The sequence below is a fragment of the Leuconostoc aquikimchii genome (genome assembly GCF_040838325.1).
GTDB classification, from domain to species: domain Bacteria; phylum Bacillota; class Bacilli; order Lactobacillales; family Lactobacillaceae; genus Leuconostoc; species Leuconostoc aquikimchii.
In genome coordinates, this window is the sequence record NZ_JBFPER010000001.1 from 1,633,039 (window position 1) to 1,653,050 (window position 20,012).

Sequence of the window (20,012 nt, forward strand, 5' to 3'; positions counted from 1 at the left end):
CGTTCGTTTATTTAAATGAGTTGTTATTTTATATTTTTCATAACATCGTCACTAAGACATTCCGAAAAAATATTTATTGTTAACTTTTCATTCATCATTTATTAACAAACGATTCAGTTAAACAACGATATTAAATACTTTAAAAAGCGAACGTTATTATTTTTTTATTAAATTTAAACATCAAAGTTCGGATTATACTGAATTATTTAAAATTTTGGTATAATAAAACCCCTGGTATTAGATTATTAGTCCAATTCCAAAGGCTCACGTCAATATACTATTTTTAAACTTAGGCACGTACGACAACATTCATTGCGCTTGGTGTATGCCAGCCAAGCGCATAATCATTACTATTCACATAATGCCATGTGCTCGTTGAGACGAAATATTCTCTTTGTGAATAAGCATAAGGATCTGAAATTAAGAACTTCCCATTATCATATCCAACAATAGTCATGACATGGAATGAGCGACCTAATTGCCAGTAATAATCACCCCAAGTCACCACGGGGTTACCGCTGAGTACTTCACTAATAACATCATTAGTCGTGGCACCTGTCATATCACTAATACCCGTATCAAATCGACGCATACTTGAAGCCAGCTTAGAAGCAAACACTGTTTCTGTTAATGAGCTACCCCAACCGCTAGGATTACCATAAAAGCCAGTGGCTGGTGTCTTATCGTAGCCATAACCAGTAGCATGATATATTTGTGGTAAACTATAATGTTTATTCTTATTAGAAAGCGCTATTTGAAGCGCAGTGGCTTCACAACCTTCTGGATAACCTTGGTTTAATTGAGAATACCAAGTATGTTTTAATGTGACACGATCAACGTCACCATCCTTATTAACATGATACGCATTCATTTTATTATCATTAAAATTACGGTTACGATATTGCTTGTAGTCATTGCCATAATACTCTAACCCAAGTTGACTATATTTTCTAAAGCCCTTAACAGCATCGCCATTGGTACCTAGATAATAATAGGTATTGCCTGTTTTGGCATAGCTATTACGCAATTGATTATAATCATTACCATAATACTCCAATTTACCGTTGCCATAATAACGCGTCCCTTTTACTGCGTCACCATTGGCACCAAAGAAATAAATTGTCTTTGCATTTGTACGGGTATAGTTGTTACGAACTTGTTTAAAATCTTGTCCATAATACTCTAAGCCCTGATCATATTTTCTAAGCCCTGTATAGGCGTGCCCATCAAACAAGTCAAAAAACATATATGTATTACCGGAGTTCAGATACCCGTAGTGCATTTTACCAGTATTATCATAATAAACAGTTTTCTTTGCTAATTTTGTTAAACCATTAGATTGATTACCTTGGTTATCAAAATTATACCAACTATTGTCAATCTTTTTTTCACCTGTAACTTGAACATCATTTTGGTAATACTTTGTTTTACCATTTTCTGTCACAAATCCATTTTTAGGTTTTGCTGTCATAGATGTTGTCGTTTTATCAGTTTTTGGCTGTTCTGAACTAGCAGTTGCAACTGGTTTGTTTACCAACTGGTCAGATTTAGAAGTCGTTTGGTCACTATTTTCGTTCGATTGGCTTGTGGTTTTTGATGTATCCTGATTAGTAGCAATTTGCTTATCTATAGCTATTGATTTTTCTGTTGCGCTAGATGAGCTACTTGAATTAGCTACTGTTCCCTCTGTTAAATTGGACGATTGTACATGCTCACTTGTCGTTGAAGTGCCGGCAACTGGTTCAGATTTTTCACTTTGAATAGCAGAAACTTGACTCGCACTATCTGAACTTGCACTACTCATTTGTGTCTCTTGCTGACCTTTGATTGTATCAGCAGTCACTTTTTGCGGATTTGTTAAAAAACTAGCCATTGCCAGCGCTGTGACAGTTGTTATACAAACAACTTTCCCCAACTTTAAAAAATCATATTGCTGTGTTTCATTCCTCATATTTTCTCCCTAAAATTATGTGTCATTTAACTCACTTTATTATACCAAAAAAGTAATAAATAGCAATATAATTTTAACTAGGTGATTGGATTAATAACCTGAAAACAAAAAAAGTAAACCACTCAAGGTTTACTTCGATAACATAATATTATTAATGCCGACGAGAGGAATCGAACCTCCGACCCCAGGTTTACGATACCCGTGCTCTACCAACTGAGCTACATCGGCAAATAATGTAATCAACTCCGACTGCCGGGCTCGAACCGGCGACAACCTGATTAACAGTCAGGTGCTCTACCAACTGAGCTAAGTCGGAATAATTGCTTAACACAACTATTTAATTATGCCAGTTTCATTCTTATTTGTCAATACTTTTCAAGGCACAAAAAAAGCAAACCTTATTAGATTTGCTTCTCATAAAACTCCGACTGTCGGGCTCGAACCGACGACAACCTGATTAACAGTCAAGTGCTCTACCAACTGAGCTAAGTCGGAATAATTGCTTAACACAACTAAGTTATTATATCTAATAACTACCGTTGATGTCAAGCTTTTTTTGATAATTACTTATATTTAATTAACGCATCGTTGGAAATAACAAGACGTCACGGATCGTATCAGAATCAGTCAATAGCATAACCAAACGATCAATACCAATGCCTAAACCACCCGTTGGTGGCATACCATATTCCAAAGCCTCAATGAAGTCTTCATCAATATTTTCAGCTTCATCATTACCATTTTCACGTTCAGCAACTTGTGCTTCAAAACGCGCACGCTGATCAATCGGATCGTTTAATTCCGTGAAGGCATTGCCATACTCGCTACCCATAATGAACAACTCAAAACGATCGGTAAAGCGTGAATCCTCAGCATTTTTCTTTGCTAAAGGTGACACATCAACTGGATGGCCATAAACGAACACTGGTTGAATCAAAGTATCTTCAACAAATTCTTCAAAGAATGCATTGATAATATGACCAACACCCCAATACTTTTCGTACTTAACATGCTTCTCATCAGCTAGCTTTTGCACTGCTTCGATAGACATTTCTTGCCAAAAATCAATGCCAGTCTGTTCTTTGATCAAATCAACCATGTGCTTGCGCGCAAACTTTACCCCAAGATTAATTTCTGTGCCTTGATAAGTCACCTTGAGATCATCAGAAACCACTGCTGCAGCGGCCTTGAAAATTCCTTCTGTCTCATCCATAACATCAGTAAAATCCATATAGGCGGCATAAGTTTCCATTGTTGTAAACTCTGGGTTATGCTTAGGATCCATCCCCTCATTACGGAAGATGCGCCCCATTTCATAAACACGTTCAAAACCACCAACAACTAAACGCTTCAAATATAATTCAGTTGCAATGCGCATATACATATCAATGTTTAACGCATTGTGATGGGTAATAAACGGACGTGCCGCAGCGCCACCCGCTTCAGTTTGTAAAATAGGCGTCTCGACTTCCATAAAGTCTTGTGAATCCATATAACCACGAATAGCTGAAATTATTTTTGAACGTAATTGGAATTTTTTGAACGAGTCTTCATTCGCAATTAAGTCCAAATAACGTTTGCGGTAACGGGTTTCAACATCAGCAATACCGTGAAACTTATCAGGCATTGGCCGTAAAGCCTTTGTTAAATGGGTCAATTTTGTGGCCAAAATTGTCAATTCGCCTGCTTCCGTTTTCATAACGATGCCTTTTATGCCAAGGAAATCGCCCAAATCAGCACGCTTAATAATTGGATAATTTTCACCTAAATCATCACGCTTAGCATACATTTGAATTTTACCAGAAACATCTCTGAAATCAGCAAAAATAACCTTTCCAGCACCACGCTTGGCAATCATACGACCAGCAATAATAACTTCATGTTGGGCTGTTTCAAGTTCCTCAAGACTGCTATTATCATATAAGTCATGCAATTCTTGCGCTTTTGCTGTACGTTCAAATCGTTTACCAAATGGATCCAAATGTAAATCATCAACAATTGTCGCTAATTTTTGACGTCGTGCCATCATTTGATCATTAAGGGCTTTTTCTTCTACCATGTTTTTAAAGTACTCGCTACATCGTTAAACTCACCATGTATGCAAGTACATTTCCTCCAGTTTATTCCGGTGTCTAGTCGCCGGTTTTAAAAGTTCTCACTAACAATTACTATACCAAAAAATGGGCTTAACCTCAAAGGGTCAGTCAGCGTTATTCGCATTAATTTCCAAAATAACATCGTGCAATTCTTCAGGTGTGAAAAAGTAACGTTTACCTGAAAACTTTCCAACGATTTCAGCGCCATTATCTTCGTCAATCATAGCCTGAATTTCCGTCGCTGGTAAGGTTGTTAACATGTCTCGATAGGCATCTTTTGTTGGCTCTGCTGCTAAACCAACACCAGCAACTTGCAAAATTTCAACGTCACCTTCTCCAAAAATCGCTTCCAATATTTCCAAAGGCGTGTACCCTGCGATCAGCATGTCTGACAAAGGTTTCATATTTTTTAAGTCTGATTCCAGTTGATCAATTGCCTCATCGGTTGCACCAGGCAATGCCTGCACTAGAAAACCACCAGCAGCTTCAACTGTATCATCAGCGTTCATATAAACAGAAACACCAACAACTGATGGAATTTGTTCTGATTGTGCTAAATAGTACGTGAAATCGTCTCCAATCTCACCAGATACCAGCTGACTTTGCCCAATATAAGGGTTTGAATAAGGTGCAAATTTAGTAACTTGCAAGAAACCATTGGTTCCTACTGCTTGCGCAACATCTAATTGGTCATTATCATCAAAAATAGGTGCCAACTTGTCGTTTGTCACATAGCCGCGCACGCTGCCTTTAGAATCCGCTTCAACAACTAAGTTGCCAATTGGTCCACGGCCATTAATTTGGATTGACATGCGCTCTTCACCCTTAAGAACAGATTGTGCGGTCAAACTAGTCGCTAACAAGCCACGTCCCAATATAATAGATGCTAAACGAGAGGTTTCATGTATTGCGGCAGCTTCGCGTACAAGATTTGTACCATTTAAGGCATAGGCGCGGAAATATTTATTTTTAGTTATTGTTTTAATAAATTGATCTGCCATTTTTTTCTTTCTTTTTGGATATCATCGATTATTTAAAATAAAAAAGTTGACGCTACCGTCAACTCTTATTTTACTTATTTTCATCAGTTTTGTCATTTTTTGACTTATCATCTGATTGATCTGTTTCTGAATGATCATCATCTTCCGACTCATCATGATGTTCAAAACGTGCTTCTGCTTCGGAATCCTTAGCATCAACAGCTGCTTTTGCTTCATCAAATGATTTTGCTGTTGCCAACTCATCATCATCTTGAATATCTTTACGGGTAAATTGACCTGTTTCATAGATATCTTTGATTTGCTTTTCGTCTAACGTCTCGACTTCAAGCAAAGCCTCAGCAATAGCAATGAGCTTATCTTTATGCTCTGAAATAATCTTTGTAGCATCATCGAAAGCCTCTTTAGACAAACGACGAACTTCTTCATCAATCAAGCGTGCTGTTTCTTCAGAGTAAGAACGATTACCAGCTTGTTCAGCATAACCAACACTCGCATTACCTTCTAACTGTACCATGCCTAATTTATCTGACATACCAAAGGCAGTCACCATTTGACGTGTCAAGCCAGTTGCCTGCTGGAAATCATTTGAGGCGCCTGAACTTGCTTCATGAAACATAAACAATTCAGATGCACGGCCACCCATTAATCCTGCCAATTGCTCTTTGGCCTCTGAATATCGTAGATTATAACGATCCGTCTTAGGTGTCATCAAAGCATAACCACCTATACGACCACGCGGTACAATTGTTACTTTACGAACAATTGACGCTTCAGAACGAATAAGTCCCACCAGCGCATGGCCTGCTTCATGATACGCTGTTGTGCGTCGTTCAATTTCAGACATACCACGATTTGTTTTAGCTGGTCCTTGGAAAATACGATCTTCAGCTTCATCAATATCTGAAGCATCAACTTTTTTCTTGTTACGACGAGCGGCAAGTAAGGCTGCTTCATTTAACAAGTTTTCCAGATCAGCACCTACATATCCTGGGGTTTGCTGTGCAACAGCTTTCAAATCAACGTTATCAGCTAATGGCTTGTTTTTGGCGTGCACATTAAGTATGGCTTCACGCCCCTTAACATCCGGCGCACCAATCAAAATTTTACGATCAAATCGACCCGATCGGAGCAATGCTGGATCTAAGACGTCTGAACGGTTAGTTGAGGCAAGTATGATAACACCTTCTGAACCTTCAAAACCATCCATTTCAATCAAAATTTGGTTCAGTGTTTGTTCACGTTCATCATTTCCACCGCCCATACCAGTACCACGGCGGCGACCAACAGCATCTATTTCATCAATGAAAATGATAGCTGGGGCTGCTTTCTTAGCATTTTCAAACAAATCACGCACACGCGAAGCACCAACACCAACAAACATTTCAACGAAATCTGATCCAGACATTGAAAAGAATGGCACGTTTGCTTCACCTGCAACTGCTTTAGCCAATAATGTTTTACCAGTTCCCGGAGGGCCTTCAAGTAAAACACCCTTTGGAATACGTGCACCTAGGCTAACAAACTTTTTAGGTGACTTTAAGAATTCAACAACTTCAACTAATTCTTGCTTTTCTTCTTCGGCACCAGCCACATCAGAAAAACGCACTTTATTGTCTTTTGGATCTGACGGCTTAGCTTTAGATTTACCAAAGCTCATCATACCGCCTTGGCCACCCTTACCACCTGCTTGACTCATCATCAGGTAAAAGACACCAACAATTAGTACAATCGGAACAATGGATACTAAGAGGTTCAACCAAAATCCAGACGATTCCTGTTGTTTTGTTACCAAATCTGTTTTAGTCGTTTTGGCTGTCTCTGTCACTGATTTTAATGAGGCGTCATTTGGTAGCACAGTTGACGTGAAATTTGTAACTTTTTGTGACTGTTGTAAAATATTAAAGCCCTTATCTGACTTAACAGTTTTTGCTTTTTTATACTCACCAGAAATGTTATAAATACCATTTCCCGGCTGCACTGTGATTGACTTAAGGTCCTTATCACTCAGCGCTTTCAAAAATTCACTTGATGTCAATGTTTTAGAAGTTGACTTATCGTTACCAAACAAACCATAAATCATACCAACTACAGCAAGAAAAATGAAAACATAGAAGATAGAACTTTTTAAGAAACCACCTTTTTGATTATTATTCATGAAGTTTCCCCAATTTCTAGAAGTTAATTAGTATAAACTTCTTTTTTCAAAATACCAACATATGGCAAGTTTCGATACAACTCTTTGTAATCTAAACCATAGCCAACAACAAACTCATTACGCACATTGAAACCAACATAATCAGCTTCAATATCTACCTTACGTCCAGCTTTTTTATCAAGTAATGTGGCAACTTTAATCGATGTTGCCCCGCGTTTAGCGAGTAACTCTTTCATAAAGAGTAGGGATTGTCCAGTATCTACGATATCTTCTAAGATAATGACCTGACGATCATTAACATCAGAACGAATATCAGTCACTAAAGTAATTTCATCCGTGCTCTTAACACCACCGTGGTAACTTGAAACATTGATAAACTCTAAATCAATATACAAATCGACCTCACGTAATAAATCAGCCGTCCACAGGTAGGCACCTTTCAGTACTGACAACACAACTGGTTTCTCACCAACATAGTCATGCGTAATTTGTGCACCTAAACGTCGTGCCGCATCTTGTATACTTGCTTGATTAAACAGCACTTCTTGTATATCATTATTCACTGTATTTCCTCAATTCGACATGTGAACCAATATTGTTTCACATCTTGTTTGCTAGCAAAATCTGCATTCACACGCCAATGTTGACGAATTTTGACCGCAATAACCTCATCATTTTGAGTTGCCAAAACTTGCATATTTTGACGTTCTAATGCTGATAATTTCTCGTCAATTGCTAACCGTCTCAATTTCTTATGCCCATATATGAGCGCCAGTTTATCATTTGCTTTTACTGGGCGCAAGTACAATTGTGTCGGCACTTCTGCTAGGTTAAAAGAGAAACTTTGATCACCACTATTTGGTTCAAAATCCGTCCATAAAAACGTACTTTTTGCAAAATTTTGCCATTGGTTTAATTTTAACATAATTGGTGGCAAAACTTGCAACGTATTTGTTATTTTTGTTCTGTTTTCGAGGTGGATTTGTTGATAAGACTTAATAAAGTTAACATTTTTAGATAATTGCACGACACCAGTTGGTTTTTTATCATTATTGAGCAACTGCATCACTTGAAAAATTTGTGCTTGTTTAAAACGATAAATGCCTTTTTTCTGAATATAGTACTTAATTGTTGGTTCTCGCCAGATATTAGGAACACGCTGCCAATCATTCTCAATTATCCGCACATAAATTTCAACTTGCGCAGTAATTAAATCATCTTGTTTTTTAATTTGTTGCGCAAATGCATTCACATGCCTAACAACTTGCGGGTTGATTGTTTTAAGCTTAGGAATAATTATTTGTCTCAAAAAATTTCGCGGCGTATACATAGCATCATGATTTGTTTTATCTTCGCGCCAATTCAAATTATGATTTTGTGCATAAGCTACCAATTCTTGCTTAGTTATCAACAGAAAAGGCCTAATAATGGCTTGATTTTGTTTACTCATCCCTGCTAGTTGCGTTAGTTGTCCCCCACGTATCAGTTTTAGTAAGACAGTTTCTGCCTGATCATCTGCATGATGCGCAACAACAACTGTCTTGGTCTGATATTTCCTTGCAAGTTGATCAAAAAATTGATACCTAAACTCACGCGCCTGTTTTTCCACTGCGTGCTCTGGTACATCTAACCACGCTGTGTGTTCAAATGTTGCCTGATAATGATTGGCTAATTGACGAACAAAATTTTCGTCCGCATCACTTTCGTCACGCAAATGATAATTGACATGGGCAACAACGAGTTTTGCGTCTGGCAACTGTTGTCGTAAGGTATGTAATAACACAACGGAATCGACACCACCAGAAACAGCCACAATAACTGTGGCTTCCCAACGATATAATTGTAATTGTTTTTGAATTTTTTCAATCATGATAGAAAAAGCACCAATCAGGTGCCATATTAATTACTGTTCGACGGCAAATTATAAATGATTTCGCCTTGTTTTGTATAGCCATATCTATCTCGCAAAATCTGTTGTAAGTAAGTTGGATCATCTAAACGTTTGCGATTAGATTTCAAATCACTATTTGTCTTTTGGACCGCTGTTAAGCGATCCTGAGCAGCTGTTAACGTGACGTTTGCGGTATGCAATTTTACTTGGCTAATCAGTAATTGTACTGCAAATATTGTTGCAAAAACGGCACCCAAAAAAAGAATTCTCTTTTCTCGATTAACGTGGGCCTTTTGATAATGCTTTTTAGCTTGCATATTGGCCGGCTCAGAATTACGAATAATCCCTTGTATTTCCGGATTAACACGTTGCTTATGCGATTGTCTTCTGTTATAAGTCGACATGAATTTTACCTATTTATAGTTTCCCATGTTCTTAGCATTTTTTCAACAATCTTTAGACTTGTTTAATCTTTTACCTATTTATCATCGCTAATTTCTCTAAAATCCTGTGAAAAAGTCTCACTCACAATTTCATACATGTCAGCAGATGCCTCTTTTTTAGTTGTTTCAACGATTTTAGCAACTTTTACCGTCAATGTTTTATTACCAAATCGTACTTCAAGCTCATCATTTGTCGAAACATCTGATGATGACTTAGCCACTTTACCATTAATTGAAATACGCCCTTGGTCTGCAATCTCTTTGGCCACTGTTCGTCGTTTAATTAATCGTGATACTTTTAAATATTTATCTAATCGCATGTTCTTTCCTCTTCACATTCTTAATTTTAGTTACTTATGTTTATCCTATAACAACTTGTTGATGTGCCACCACAACTAACAAGAAATCACGTAAAATGTTTAACCAAATACTACTTTCGGCCACGTCATTGACTGTTATGATGACTTGTAAATTACCTGTTTCTGTTCTCACAGCTGCTTTTAAGGGCATGTCAACCAATGTTTCAAAAATAGCTTCACCTGCTAATTTCATTGTCGCATCAGCATTAAACATGATTGCTAACTGCTGTCTCTGCCGTCTAATATTTGTTACCTGTGCTTGGTCCGCCAGTTGCTTAATTTGGCCAACAAGTAGTAATCTAGCCACTTCATCTGGCATGTCACCAAAGCGGTCAAGCATATCTGATTCAATTTCTTCAAATTCTGTATCTGCTCGTGCTTGACGAATACGGGTATACAATTCAATTTTTTGTGCATTATCTGGCACATAGGTATCAGGCAGATAAGCCAATACCCCAAGAATCATTTCTGCGTCTGTTTCTGGTTGTTGACTTTTAGTCTCTGTATGACCTTGTTTTGTTGCTACAGCATCTTTTAACATTTTCGTATACATATCATAACCAACTGAATCAATAAATCCATGCTGCTGTTTACCAAGTATATCCCCTGCACCGCGAATACTCAAATCACGCATGGCAATGCGAAATCCCGAGCCCAATTCTGTAAAATCACGAATAGCCTCTAGACGTTTCTCAGCCTCTTCACTTGGTGTTCTTGAAAACGGATAAGTAAAGTAAGCGTATGCTAAACGCGCAGAACGGCCAACGCGACCACGTAGTTGATAAAGTTGCGACAAGCCCATATGATCTGCATTTTCAACAATTAATGTGTTCGCATTTGGAATATCAACTCCTGTTTCGATAATCGTTGTCGTCACTAAGACATCATAATTACCATTCAAGAAATCGTACAACACACTTTCTAACTGTGTTTCAGACATTTGTCCATGAATGGCACCAACACGTGCAGATGGTACTAACGACTCTATTTGACTGGCAACCCGGTCAATATCTGCCACACGATTATGTAAATAAAATACTTGACCATTGCGGGCCAATTCTTTTTCAATTGCATGTCTCACAATCAACCAATCAGCCTCCAACACATAGGTTTGAATGGGATACCGGTTAGCTGGTGGCGTTTCAATAATTGATAAATCTCGTGCACCAACCATCGCCATATTTAATGTTCGCGGAATAGGTGTTGCCGTCAAGGTGAGTACATCAACGCTATGACGCATTTGTTTCAGCCGTTCTTTATGCTTGACCCCAAAACGCTGCTCTTCATCAATAATCAGTAGACCAAGATCCAAAAAGTCAACGTCTTTGCTCAGCAGGCGATGCGTACCAACGACAACATCAATTTTGTGTTCATTTAATTGTTTAATTACAAATTTATTTTGCGCCGGTGTTTGAAAACGACTCAAAACACCGATTTTGATAGCTGGAAAATCATTGAAACGCGCCAGTATCGTTTCATAATGCTGTTGCACCAAAATTGTCGTTGGTGCTAAAAACGCCACCTGTTTACCAGCATGTACTGCTTTAAACACCGCGCGCAAGGCGACTTCCGTCTTACCAAAACCAACATCACCGACCAACAGGCGATCCATCGGTCGTATTTTTTGCATATCAACTTTAATTTCTTCAATGGAGCGAATCTGATCCGGTGTTTCTGGATAACCAAATCCCATGTCAAATTTCAATTGTTCTGTGTCATCTGGTGGAAACGCATAACCTTGCTGCGCCTCACGTTTAGCATAAAGATCTAATAAATCATCAGCGATATCTTCAATTTTTGCCGCTACTTGGCGTTTCGTTTTTGCCCATTCAACACCCCCAAGTTTATTTAGCTTAGGTGCCTTTGCAGCATCAGACGCACCAATATACTTCTGAATAAGATTTAACTGAGTTACCGGAATAAAAATCTTAGCATTCTTTTGGTAAGCAATGGATAAATAATCTTGTTTACCACCATCAACCGTCATTGTCTGTAAGCCTTCATAACGACCAATACCGTGATTGATATGAACGACGTAGTCTCCAACATTTAATTCACTGTATGACTTTAAACGCTCAGCATTATTAATTTTACGCTGTCTGGGTGCAGCTTGCCGCGTTTGTGTAAATAATTCGTGTGCTGTTAAAACGATTAAATGCAGTTTTGGCCATTCAAATCCCATAGCTAATTCACCTGACATGAGTTGCACTTGATTCGGTTGCACTTGCCGCGTTTCAATAATTGGTATTTTAAAATCACTTAACGATTCACTGAGATTTTGTCGCTGCTTGGCCTCGCTAATCAATAAAATAACTGTCATACCAGCGTCTTGTGCATATTGTAAATCAGTCCTAAGTGTTTCAATTTGACCGTAATATTGATTGGCCGGTCGCGTCGTAACTTCTTCTATATTTGTAAACTTAATTTTATTCAAGCCACGTTGGAAATTTGCTAGATAGATAATAGCCCTTTGATTTTGCGTTAATAAATCAGCAAAATCAGCACGCAGCAGCTGTCCAGGTAAGAGTTGATAGGTTGACAACTGCTTTTCCACCCAATCCTGATCATAGGTTAATTGTTGTACTTGCATCTCTTTGAGTCGCGTAAACTCGTCTATAAACAGCAACATCTCATCATTAAAATAATCTAACAAGGTTGTTTCACCACCAAAAAATTGTGTGGCATACGGCAATAATTGGTTCACACGCTCATGTTCGTTTAACACATGTTGTGTCAAGGCAAAGCCTTCTGTTGCATGCTTTTTCGCCACACCCGTCAGCTGCTTACGATACGCATTAAATGCTATTTCAATCGTTTGTTTGGCTGCATCATACTGTGTTTCTGACACAATAAAATCAGTCGCCGGCTGCACATGATAAGTTTTAAGAATCGCTGTGCTTTTTTGCGTCACAACATCAAAGTTTTTTAATTGATCCAATTCATCATCAAAAAAATCTAAACGAATAGGCTCATCACTGGTTAATGGGTAAATATCGATAATAGACCCACGTTGTGCGAACTCACCCGCGCCTTGTACCAACTTTGTTGGTATATAACCCATCATCATTAATGTGGCCTTAATATCATTAAACCGATAAGTTTGTCCAACTGTCAATGACAATCGCGCTGCGTCAACTACTTCTGGTTTCGGCAGTAAACGCTCTACGCCAGCTAAGCTTGTCACAACAACTTTGGCATCCCCACGACGCAAAGCCAACAAACTGGCAACACGTTGCAAACGTAGGTCAGGTGAACTAATCGCAATTTCTGTTGCCAACGACTCTTCTGCTGGAAAATTAAAGACATCCGTCATCAGACTAGACAAGTCTGAGAATAGTTGGTCAGCATGCACTTGTGTATCTGTTACGACTAACATTTGACGTGGATTTGCTTGATATAATGCTGCGATACTCGCAGCGCGTGCACTACCGTTCACGCCTAAAAGCAACTGTGTAGAACCCTCAGTTGCTTGCTCGTTAAGATGTTGAATTGTATCTGATTGCGCTAAAAAATGAGTTAACATGCTTAAAAATTGTTCCCCTATCAGTCAATTGCTATAACCGTCAAATTATTTTTAACTATTAGCCATTATATTTGTTACTTAATTCTGACACGCCATTGCCTTGAATCCACTCTTCAATTGCCATCGTGCTATGATCTAACATATGATTAACATCTTCTGTCTCAGCACGCGAAAACTTGCCTAGAACATAATGAATAACAGCTTGTTGCTCATGATCTGGATGCCCTAGACCAAATTTAAGCCGTAAAAATGTTTGCGAGCCAGTATGTGCGATGATTGATTTCAAACCGTTATGCCCACCAGCGGAGCCTTTTGCGCGAAAGCGTAATTTACCAAAGGGCAAATCCATGTCATCAACTAAAACCATCACATCAGTATTGACATCACCACCATAGTAATCTATTATTGCGCGCACCGCTTTCCCAGAATCATTCATATATGTCGTGGGTTTAACGAGCACGACTTGTTCCCCATTAATGGCTAGTTTCGCTATTGTCGCAAACTGTTTGCTAGGTACAAATGCTGCATTATGTGCTGCCGCAAAAGCATCGAGTGCCATAAACCCAATATTATGCCGTGTCTTATCATATTCTAAACCAATATTACCTAATCCAATGATATATTTCATACTAATTATACGCGCTTTCTCACTAAAATTATTAATCTTAACTACCAGTATAACAGAATTCTGTGTTATCATGATATATGGCTATTTAATGATAAAAAAATTAATCTTAGGATATATATATGATCCATAAAACCTTAATCACCCCAAAGTCAGAACTAACGACTGTGACTGAAAATACAACGATTGCCCAAGTGAATGATTTATTCAACTCACCAAGCCAAGCACATACGCGTACCATGCCAATTCTAGATGAATCTGGCAGTCTTTTTCGTGGTAATGTCTATAAGCAACACGTTTATGAACATATCGCTAAAAATGGTGATATGAACCTACCAGTCACGACAATTATGCGCAATTCAACTAAGTTTATTTATACAACAAGTCAATTTTATGAAGTCTTTTTCGCCATTCGTGACCTGCCTTTTATTGCCGTACTCGATGATAACCATCACTTTACTGGCATCTTCACACACGATGCATTAATGGCCTTATTGTCACAAAGTTGGTCTGTCCGTACTGGTGGCGTTGCTATCTCTGTTGCAACACATAAAACACAAGGCGATCTTAAAAAAGTTTCGACAATCATTGCCAAATATTCAAATATTGAATCTGTTTTAAGTTTACAACCATCAAATGATAGTATCACTTTAATGTTCACGTTACCATTGGTGTTTGATAGTATCCCATTACAAAAACTCGTTAAGCATTTAGAAAAAAAGCATTTTGAAGTCACTAGTATTGAAAACTTGCAACGCTTTAACTAAAAAGTGACGTGACCCACTAAGATTTGGATTTCTCCAATTCTAGTGGGTCACGTCACTTTTTTATAACCACATACCAGCTAAAATGACTACTGTCATACCACACATCACAATAACCAAATTTTTAATAGCTAAAACAAAGGTCTCCCGTTTCACCGGATGCGTCACAAACGTGTGTGCGTTTCTAAATATTATTGGTAATAATATTATCATAGCATAGCTTGTAACCGGTAACCAACCAGCTAACGTGGTCATGATAATTTCTATAAAAGCAGCAAATGCCCAAAACATATACATCTTTTTGCTCGCCTCAATCCCAATATAATGGACCAGCGTCTGTCGGTGATTCTCTTTATCTTCATCATGATCTGCAATGTTATTTGCAAACATAATTTCGGCAATAAAAATAGTTAGCGGCAGGCTCACAATAAACCACTGAAAAAGGACACTTGGTGTCGGTACCATACGTGTATTAACGTAAACTTGCGCCACAAAAATGAAATAACCCATCGTCACACCCGATACAACTTCACCGAATGGGGTATTTGTTATTGGCTTTGGGCCAGCAGAATATAAATAGCCAATCAGAAAACTCACAATACCGATAATCCAAGTAATATAATCAGTTCGTAGCGCAACCATAATACCTGCTAAAGCAGCAACTCCGGCCAAAAATGCCGCAACATGCAGCACTTGCTTATTGGTAATCACTTCGCCCTGTGCTTTTTCACGTAAAAATGCATTAACTTTTTGACGTTTGGCATCTTCGTAGCGGTTAAACGTATTTACCGCCAGATGAACACTGACAGTCGCAACAATTAATAATAGTGCGTTCAACCAATTCAAGCGTGCATATTGCCATTGACTATACGCTAAGCCTACCATCAAAGGTGCAACACTAGGAATTACCACACGAATTTCAACTAAATCTAACAATTGTTTTGGTGTCATTTTATTTTAAACCTCTAATAGCATATTTTACCAGAAAATAACCAAAAACTGGTTTCAATATGGTAATCCTACAAAAAAATTCACACACTATCTATGGCATGTGAATTTTTAGTGTTAACTATTTAGTCATGAAAGCTTTATATGCTTCGCGTAGGCTGTTAGCATATGCGCCATTGTCACGTGTTGGTGCGTCCATAACAAAGCCTAGCAAAAAGTCTTGTACATCATCATCGACCAGTTGTGTTGCTAAGGTTACTAAGTCAGCAGCCGTTGGTACATCAACATTGTTTTTTAGTGTCGCAACACCAATATCTCCATAATTAAGTTCTGCTCGGAAACCAACTGCAGCCGATTTAATATCAACGTAGATATTTTCATCTTTATCAATCCATACACGGAACGGTGCTTGGCTTTCGAACGTATACGGAATCTTAATAATATCAGCAGCCGTCGTCAATGCTGTGCCTTGTTCTTTTTCAGTTAAGCCGTGGTTTTTCATTATCATGATCCTTATTTTCAATTTTAACCATACCATATAACCCGCACAGTCTACCTTAACTATGGACCTTATTCCAAAATTTGCAAGTTATACAGCCTATCATTTCTAATGACATGTGGCTATTAACCGTTTTTATCTCACAGTCACTTGTTCTTTCTGCTTAATCGCGCTATATTATATTTATATGAAAAAGGAGCTCATAATGTCTTCAGAAATCACACAACAACAACGCGCTAATTTCAAGAAATTAGCCCAGTCACCACTAACAACAATTGCCCGTCGTGCCACCACAAAAAATGGCATTCATAACGCTAGCTTTAACCAAGACATTGTTAACGCGAATGTGCCTACTTTTTCAATTGACCTGAATACTGGCAAAGTTGCCAATCAAAAGCAATCTGGTCGTTGCTGGATGTTTGCTGCGCTTAACACCATGCGTCATGATATCAAAGATTTATTGCATCTAGACAGTGATTTCCAATTATCTCAAAGCTATACCTTTTTTTGGGACAAATTTGAAAAAGCCAATTATTTTTATGAAAATGTTCTAAACACTGCTAATGATCCGCTGGATTCTAGAAAAGTCTCCTTTTTAATGGCCACCCCGCAACAAGATGGTGGCCAATGGGATATGATAGTGGCACTTATTGAAAAATACGGTGTGGTCCCACAATCTGTTTACCCAGAATCATCGGCTTCATCAGCTTCACGTGAATTTAATACAACTTTTAACACGTTATTACGCCACGATGCAGTTATTTTACGTGAACTGGTAACGCATCAAGCTACCCAATCAGACATTGATCACACCCGTGAAGACATGTTAGCACACATTTACCGCGTGTTGTCGATTACTTTTGGTGAACCACCAGTAACCTTTGATTTTGCGTACCGTGACACTGAGAAACAATTTAAGGTTGAACGCGGTTTAACGCCACAAACGTACTTTGAAAAATTTGTCGGCTGGGATTTATCAGAATATGTGTCGATTATCAATGCGCCAACATCTGACAAGCCTTATAATGCCACTTACAATGTCGACATGTTAGGCAACGTCGTTGGTGGCCGTCAAGTAAAACATTTAAATGTGCCCATTGAAACAATGAAATCATTCGCTATTACGCAATTAAAAGCTGGCAAATCAGTCTGGTTTGGTGTGGATATGGGGCCACAAGTCGATCGCACAAATGGTCTCATGGCTGACGGTATCTTTGCCACAGATGATTTATTCCAAGTACATTCAGACATGACAAAAGCACAACGACTAGCATATGGTGATAGTTTGATGACCCACGCCATGGTCTTGACTGGTGTGGATTTAGATGAAAATGATCAACCAATAAAATGGCAAGTTGAAAATTCTTGGGGTGAAAAAGCCGGAAAAAATGGTTACTTCACCATGTCTGATGATTGGATGAGTGAATATGCCTATCAGGTCGTTGTCAAAAAAGAATATCTCGGTTCAGAATTAGTCGCTATTTACGACAACACCACACCCACGCTATTAGCACCTTGGGATCCAATGGGTGCGTTAGCCTAATCACTGAGTTATAACGTGTCAGGGTCAAAGTTAGCATCAATGATTGTATCAGGTGCTAGCTTTTTTAATGTCTTTAAACTCATTTTCAAAGTACTCGTGCCACTAGTAATAAACGGCTTAATGATTTTACCAGATAAATCATTCGCTGTTAAAAATCCCTGCATGGCTAACGACATATCCATTCCCCACATAGGATAACCCAAATATATGACATGATCATCTATCGTTATTTTATGAGCTGCTGGGATAACACCCAGCGCTTTTTCTTTTGTAAACCGCGCCACAACAAGTGGATTGTTTTGGTATGGCTTATCAAGTTGTACCTCATACAGCTTGTCCTCAGTTTTTTCGGCAATTTTTAACGCTACTTTTTTAGTATGACCAGTCAAAGAATAGTATATAATCATCATTCCTCCAATAAAATTTCATAGTGTGGGTGCTGATAATATTATAAGTGATTGTGAAAATAATATCAAATTTAATTTAATACAAAAAGAGTTGTTTCTGAGTGTTTATCACTCAGAAACAACTCTTTATCTATTTATAATCAATAACACGATGAAGCGCTTTTATTACATCATTCCTGGCATGCCACCTTGTGGCATAGCTGGTGATGCATCGTCATTTGGTAATTCAGCAACGACAGCTTCTGTTGTTAACAACAAGGCTGACACTGACGCGGCATTTTGCAAAGCTGAACGTGTCACCTTAGTTGGGTCAACGATCCCAGCAGCAATCATATCTACCCACTCATTCGTTGCGGCATTATAACCAAAGCCTTCAACTTGTTCTTTCAACTTATTAACAATCACTGATCCTTCAAAACCAGCGTTTTCAACAATTTGACGAACAGGTGCTTCTAAGGCTTTAATAACAGTGTTAATACCAGTCTGTACATCACCTGTTTCTGACAAAGCAGCAACAGCTGAAATAGCATTAACTAATGCAGTCCCACCACCAGAAACGAAACCTTCTTCAACAGCAGCACGTGTGGCATTTAAAGCATCTTCAATGCGATACTTACGTTCTTTTAATTCAGTTTCAGTTGCGGCGCCAACATTAATCACAGCAACACCACCAGCCAACTTAGCCAAACGTTCTTGCAACTTTTCACGATCAAAGTCAGAAGTCGTTTCAGCAATTTGTTGCTTGATGATATCTACGCGTGTTGCCACCGCAGCCTTATCACCAGAACCTTCAACAACTGTCGTATTATCCTTTGTGACATTGATCTTGCTTGCTTGACCAAGTTGGTCAATTGTCACATCTTTTAAGTTCAAACCAAGATCTTCGGTAATGACAGTACCACCAGTCAAAACAGCGATATCTTCCAATTGCGCCTTACGACGATCACCAAATCCAGGTGCTTTCACCGCAACAACGTTGAATGTACCACGCATCTTGTTCAAAACTAGTGTTGGCAAAGCCTCACCAGTAATATCATCAGCAATAATCAACAAAGCCCGACCTTGTTCGACAACACTCTGCAATACAGGCAAAACATCTTGAATGTTAGCAATCTTCTTATCTGTGATCAAGATATATGGGTTATCTAAATTAGCTTCCATCTTATCGTTATCTGTCACCATATATTGTGACATATACCCACGATCAAATTGCATACCCTCGACAACATCCAGTGTTGTTTCGATACCCTTTGATTCTTCGATTGTGATCACACCATCGTTGCCAACTTTATCCATTGCTTCAGCAATTAATTCGCCAACTTCTTTATTAGAAGCAGAAATCGAAGCAATTTGCGCAATTTCAGCCTTTGTGCTGACCGCGTGTGACATTTCATGCAACTTTTTAACAGCTGCAGCAGTAGCCTTTTCAATTCCTGTACGTATGCCAACTGGGTTAGCACCGGCAGTAACGTTTTTTAAGCCTTCAGCAACAATTGCTTGGGTCAAAACTGTGGCTGTTGTTGTACCATCACCAGCAATATCATTTGTCTTTGAAGCAACTTCAGCAACAAGCTTTGCACCCATATTTTCGAAATGGTCTTCTAGCTCAATTGCCTTAGCAATAGTCACACCATCGTTAGTGATTGTTGGTGCACCATAAGATTGTTCCAAAACAACGTTGCGTCCCTTAGGACCAATTGTTGTTTTAACAGTGTCCGCTAGCTTATCAACACCAGCCTTCATCTTTGAACGTGCATCTTCTGAAAACTTTAATTCTTTAGCCATTATTATAATACCTCTTTAGAAT

The 20,012-nt window shown here is 38.5% G+C and carries 16 protein-coding genes and 3 tRNA genes; 2 read left to right on the forward strand and 17 right to left on the reverse strand.

Annotation, left to right across the window (positions count from 1 at the left end; all coding sequences use genetic code 11):
- Positions 1 to 289: 289 nt before the first annotated feature.
- The 13 genes from AB3K24_RS07980 to pth all read right to left on the reverse strand — a co-directional run bounded on the left by AB3K24_RS07980 (position 290) and on the right by pth (position 14,047).
- A complete protein-coding gene (locus AB3K24_RS07980) occupies positions 290 to 1,951 on the reverse strand; it encodes a C39 family peptidase (protein WP_367974956.1) in 1,662 nt (553 codons plus the stop codon).
- Between the two features lie 155 nt (positions 1,952 to 2,106).
- Positions 2,107 to 2,179 (reverse strand) — tRNA-Thr (locus AB3K24_RS07985).
- Between the two features lie 15 nt (positions 2,180 to 2,194).
- A tRNA-Asn gene (locus AB3K24_RS07990) sits at positions 2,195 to 2,267 on the reverse strand.
- 106 nt (positions 2,268 to 2,373) lie between these two features.
- Positions 2,374 to 2,446, reverse strand: a tRNA-Asn gene (locus tag AB3K24_RS07995).
- An 82-nt stretch (positions 2,447 to 2,528) separates the two neighbouring features.
- Positions 2,529 to 4,010, reverse strand: a complete 1,482-nt coding sequence (gene lysS, locus AB3K24_RS08000; RefSeq protein ID WP_367974958.1) for a lysine--tRNA ligase — start codon at positions 4,008 to 4,010, stop codon at positions 2,529 to 2,531.
- A 141-nt stretch (positions 4,011 to 4,151) separates the two neighbouring features.
- The gene (hslO, locus tag AB3K24_RS08005) at positions 4,152 to 5,048 is read right to left on the reverse strand and encodes an Hsp33 family molecular chaperone HslO (protein ID WP_367974960.1); all 897 of its coding nucleotides are present in this window, start codon (positions 5,046 to 5,048) and stop codon (positions 4,152 to 4,154) included.
- A 70-nt stretch (positions 5,049 to 5,118) separates the two neighbouring features.
- On the reverse strand, positions 5,119 to 7,203 hold the full coding sequence (gene ftsH, locus AB3K24_RS08010; protein WP_367974962.1) for an ATP-dependent zinc metalloprotease FtsH: 2,085 nt from the start codon (positions 7,201 to 7,203) through the stop codon (positions 5,119 to 5,121).
- A gap of 23 nt (positions 7,204 to 7,226) precedes the next feature.
- A complete protein-coding gene (gene hpt, locus AB3K24_RS08015; protein WP_367974964.1) occupies positions 7,227 to 7,766 on the reverse strand; it encodes a hypoxanthine phosphoribosyltransferase in 540 nt (179 codons plus the stop codon).
- Entirely contained in the window at positions 7,763 to 9,073 is a 1,311-nt protein-coding gene (gene tilS / locus AB3K24_RS08020) for a tRNA lysidine(34) synthetase TilS (protein ID WP_367974965.1), read from the reverse strand. The genes hpt and tilS overlap by 4 nt, the downstream gene beginning before the upstream one ends.
- Before the next feature lie 29 nt (positions 9,074 to 9,102).
- On the reverse strand, positions 9,103 to 9,498 hold the full coding sequence (locus AB3K24_RS08025) for an FtsB family cell division protein (RefSeq protein ID WP_367974967.1): 396 nt from the start codon (positions 9,496 to 9,498) through the stop codon (positions 9,103 to 9,105).
- A 74-nt stretch (positions 9,499 to 9,572) separates the two neighbouring features.
- The gene (locus tag AB3K24_RS08030) at positions 9,573 to 9,857 is read right to left on the reverse strand and encodes an RNA-binding S4 domain-containing protein (RefSeq protein WP_367974969.1); all 285 of its coding nucleotides are present in this window, start codon (positions 9,855 to 9,857) and stop codon (positions 9,573 to 9,575) included.
- Between the two features lie 40 nt (positions 9,858 to 9,897).
- Entirely contained in the window at positions 9,898 to 13,419 is a 3,522-nt protein-coding gene (gene mfd / locus AB3K24_RS08035) for a transcription-repair coupling factor (protein ID WP_367974971.1), read from the reverse strand.
- Positions 13,420 to 13,477: 58 nt separating this feature from the next.
- On the reverse strand, positions 13,478 to 14,047 hold the full coding sequence (gene pth / locus AB3K24_RS08040; RefSeq protein WP_367974972.1) for an aminoacyl-tRNA hydrolase: 570 nt from the start codon (positions 14,045 to 14,047) through the stop codon (positions 13,478 to 13,480).
- Positions 14,048 to 14,166: 119 nt separating this feature from the next.
- Here pth and cbpA point away from each other — a divergent pair, with 119 nt between their 5' ends.
- The gene (gene cbpA, locus AB3K24_RS08045; protein ID WP_367974974.1) at positions 14,167 to 14,811 is read left to right on the forward strand and encodes a cyclic di-AMP binding protein CbpA; all 645 of its coding nucleotides are present in this window, start codon (positions 14,167 to 14,169) and stop codon (positions 14,809 to 14,811) included.
- A 60-nt stretch (positions 14,812 to 14,871) separates the two neighbouring features.
- Here the strand turns inward: cbpA and AB3K24_RS08050 are convergent, their stop codons facing one another.
- Complete coding sequence (locus AB3K24_RS08050) at positions 14,872 to 15,759, reverse strand: prenyltransferase (RefSeq protein ID WP_367974976.1); 888 nt, start codon at positions 15,757 to 15,759, stop codon at positions 14,872 to 14,874.
- A 118-nt stretch (positions 15,760 to 15,877) separates the two neighbouring features.
- Positions 15,878 to 16,258 (reverse strand): hypothetical protein, encoded by a 381-nt coding sequence (locus tag AB3K24_RS08055; RefSeq protein WP_367974978.1) that lies wholly within the window; start codon positions 16,256 to 16,258, stop codon positions 15,878 to 15,880.
- Positions 16,259 to 16,460: 202 nt separating this feature from the next.
- Between AB3K24_RS08055 and AB3K24_RS08060 the strand changes: the two genes are divergently transcribed.
- On the forward strand, positions 16,461 to 17,798 hold the full coding sequence (locus AB3K24_RS08060) for a C1 family peptidase (protein ID WP_367974979.1): 1,338 nt from the start codon (positions 16,461 to 16,463) through the stop codon (positions 17,796 to 17,798).
- 8 nt (positions 17,799 to 17,806) lie between these two features.
- Here AB3K24_RS08060 and AB3K24_RS08065 read toward each other — a convergent pair whose 3' ends face one another.
- Together AB3K24_RS08065 and groL are read right to left on the reverse strand one after the other, a co-directional pair.
- Positions 17,807 to 18,205, reverse strand: coding sequence for a flavodoxin (locus AB3K24_RS08065; protein ID WP_367974981.1), 399 nt, complete (start codon positions 18,203 to 18,205; stop codon positions 17,807 to 17,809).
- Positions 18,206 to 18,370: 165 nt separating this feature from the next.
- The gene (gene groL / locus AB3K24_RS08070) at positions 18,371 to 19,990 is read right to left on the reverse strand and encodes a chaperonin GroEL (RefSeq protein WP_367974983.1); all 1,620 of its coding nucleotides are present in this window, start codon (positions 19,988 to 19,990) and stop codon (positions 18,371 to 18,373) included.
- Positions 19,991 to 20,012: the final 22 nt, after the last annotated feature.

Coding starts and splice junctions, on each gene's coding strand:
- ftsH (WP_367974962.1), bottom strand. CDS start 7,203: ATGAATAATAATCAAAAAGGTGGTTTCTTAAAAAGTTCTATCTTCTAT.
- cbpA (WP_367974974.1), top strand. CDS start 14,167: ATGATCCATAAAACCTTAATCACCCCAAAGTCAGAACTAACGACTGTG.
- AB3K24_RS08055 (WP_367974978.1), bottom strand. CDS start 16,258: ATGAAAAACCACGGCTTAACTGAAAAAGAACAAGGCACAGCATTGACG.
- groL (WP_367974983.1), bottom strand. CDS start 19,990: ATGGCTAAAGAATTAAAGTTTTCAGAAGATGCACGTTCAAAGATGAAG.
- AB3K24_RS07980 (WP_367974956.1), bottom strand. CDS start 1,951: ATGAGGAATGAAACACAGCAATATGATTTTTTAAAGTTGGGGAAAGTT.
- AB3K24_RS08065 (WP_367974981.1), bottom strand. CDS start 18,205: ATGATTATATACTATTCTTTGACTGGTCATACTAAAAAAGTAGCGTTA.
- mfd (WP_367974971.1), bottom strand. CDS start 13,419: ATGTTAACTCATTTTTTAGCGCAATCAGATACAATTCAACATCTTAAC.
- hslO (WP_367974960.1), bottom strand. CDS start 5,048: ATGGCAGATCAATTTATTAAAACAATAACTAAAAATAAATATTTCCGC.
- AB3K24_RS08030 (WP_367974969.1), bottom strand. CDS start 9,857: ATGCGATTAGATAAATATTTAAAAGTATCACGATTAATTAAACGACGA.
- tilS (WP_367974965.1), bottom strand. CDS start 9,073: ATGATTGAAAAAATTCAAAAACAATTACAATTATATCGTTGGGAAGCC.
- AB3K24_RS08050 (WP_367974976.1), bottom strand. CDS start 15,759: ATGACACCAAAACAATTGTTAGATTTAGTTGAAATTCGTGTGGTAATT.
- lysS (WP_367974958.1), bottom strand. CDS start 4,010: ATGGTAGAAGAAAAAGCCCTTAATGATCAAATGATGGCACGACGTCAA.
- AB3K24_RS08025 (WP_367974967.1), bottom strand. CDS start 9,498: ATGTCGACTTATAACAGAAGACAATCGCATAAGCAACGTGTTAATCCG.
- pth (WP_367974972.1), bottom strand. CDS start 14,047: ATGAAATATATCATTGGATTAGGTAATATTGGTTTAGAATATGATAAG.
- AB3K24_RS08060 (WP_367974979.1), top strand. CDS start 16,461: ATGTCTTCAGAAATCACACAACAACAACGCGCTAATTTCAAGAAATTA.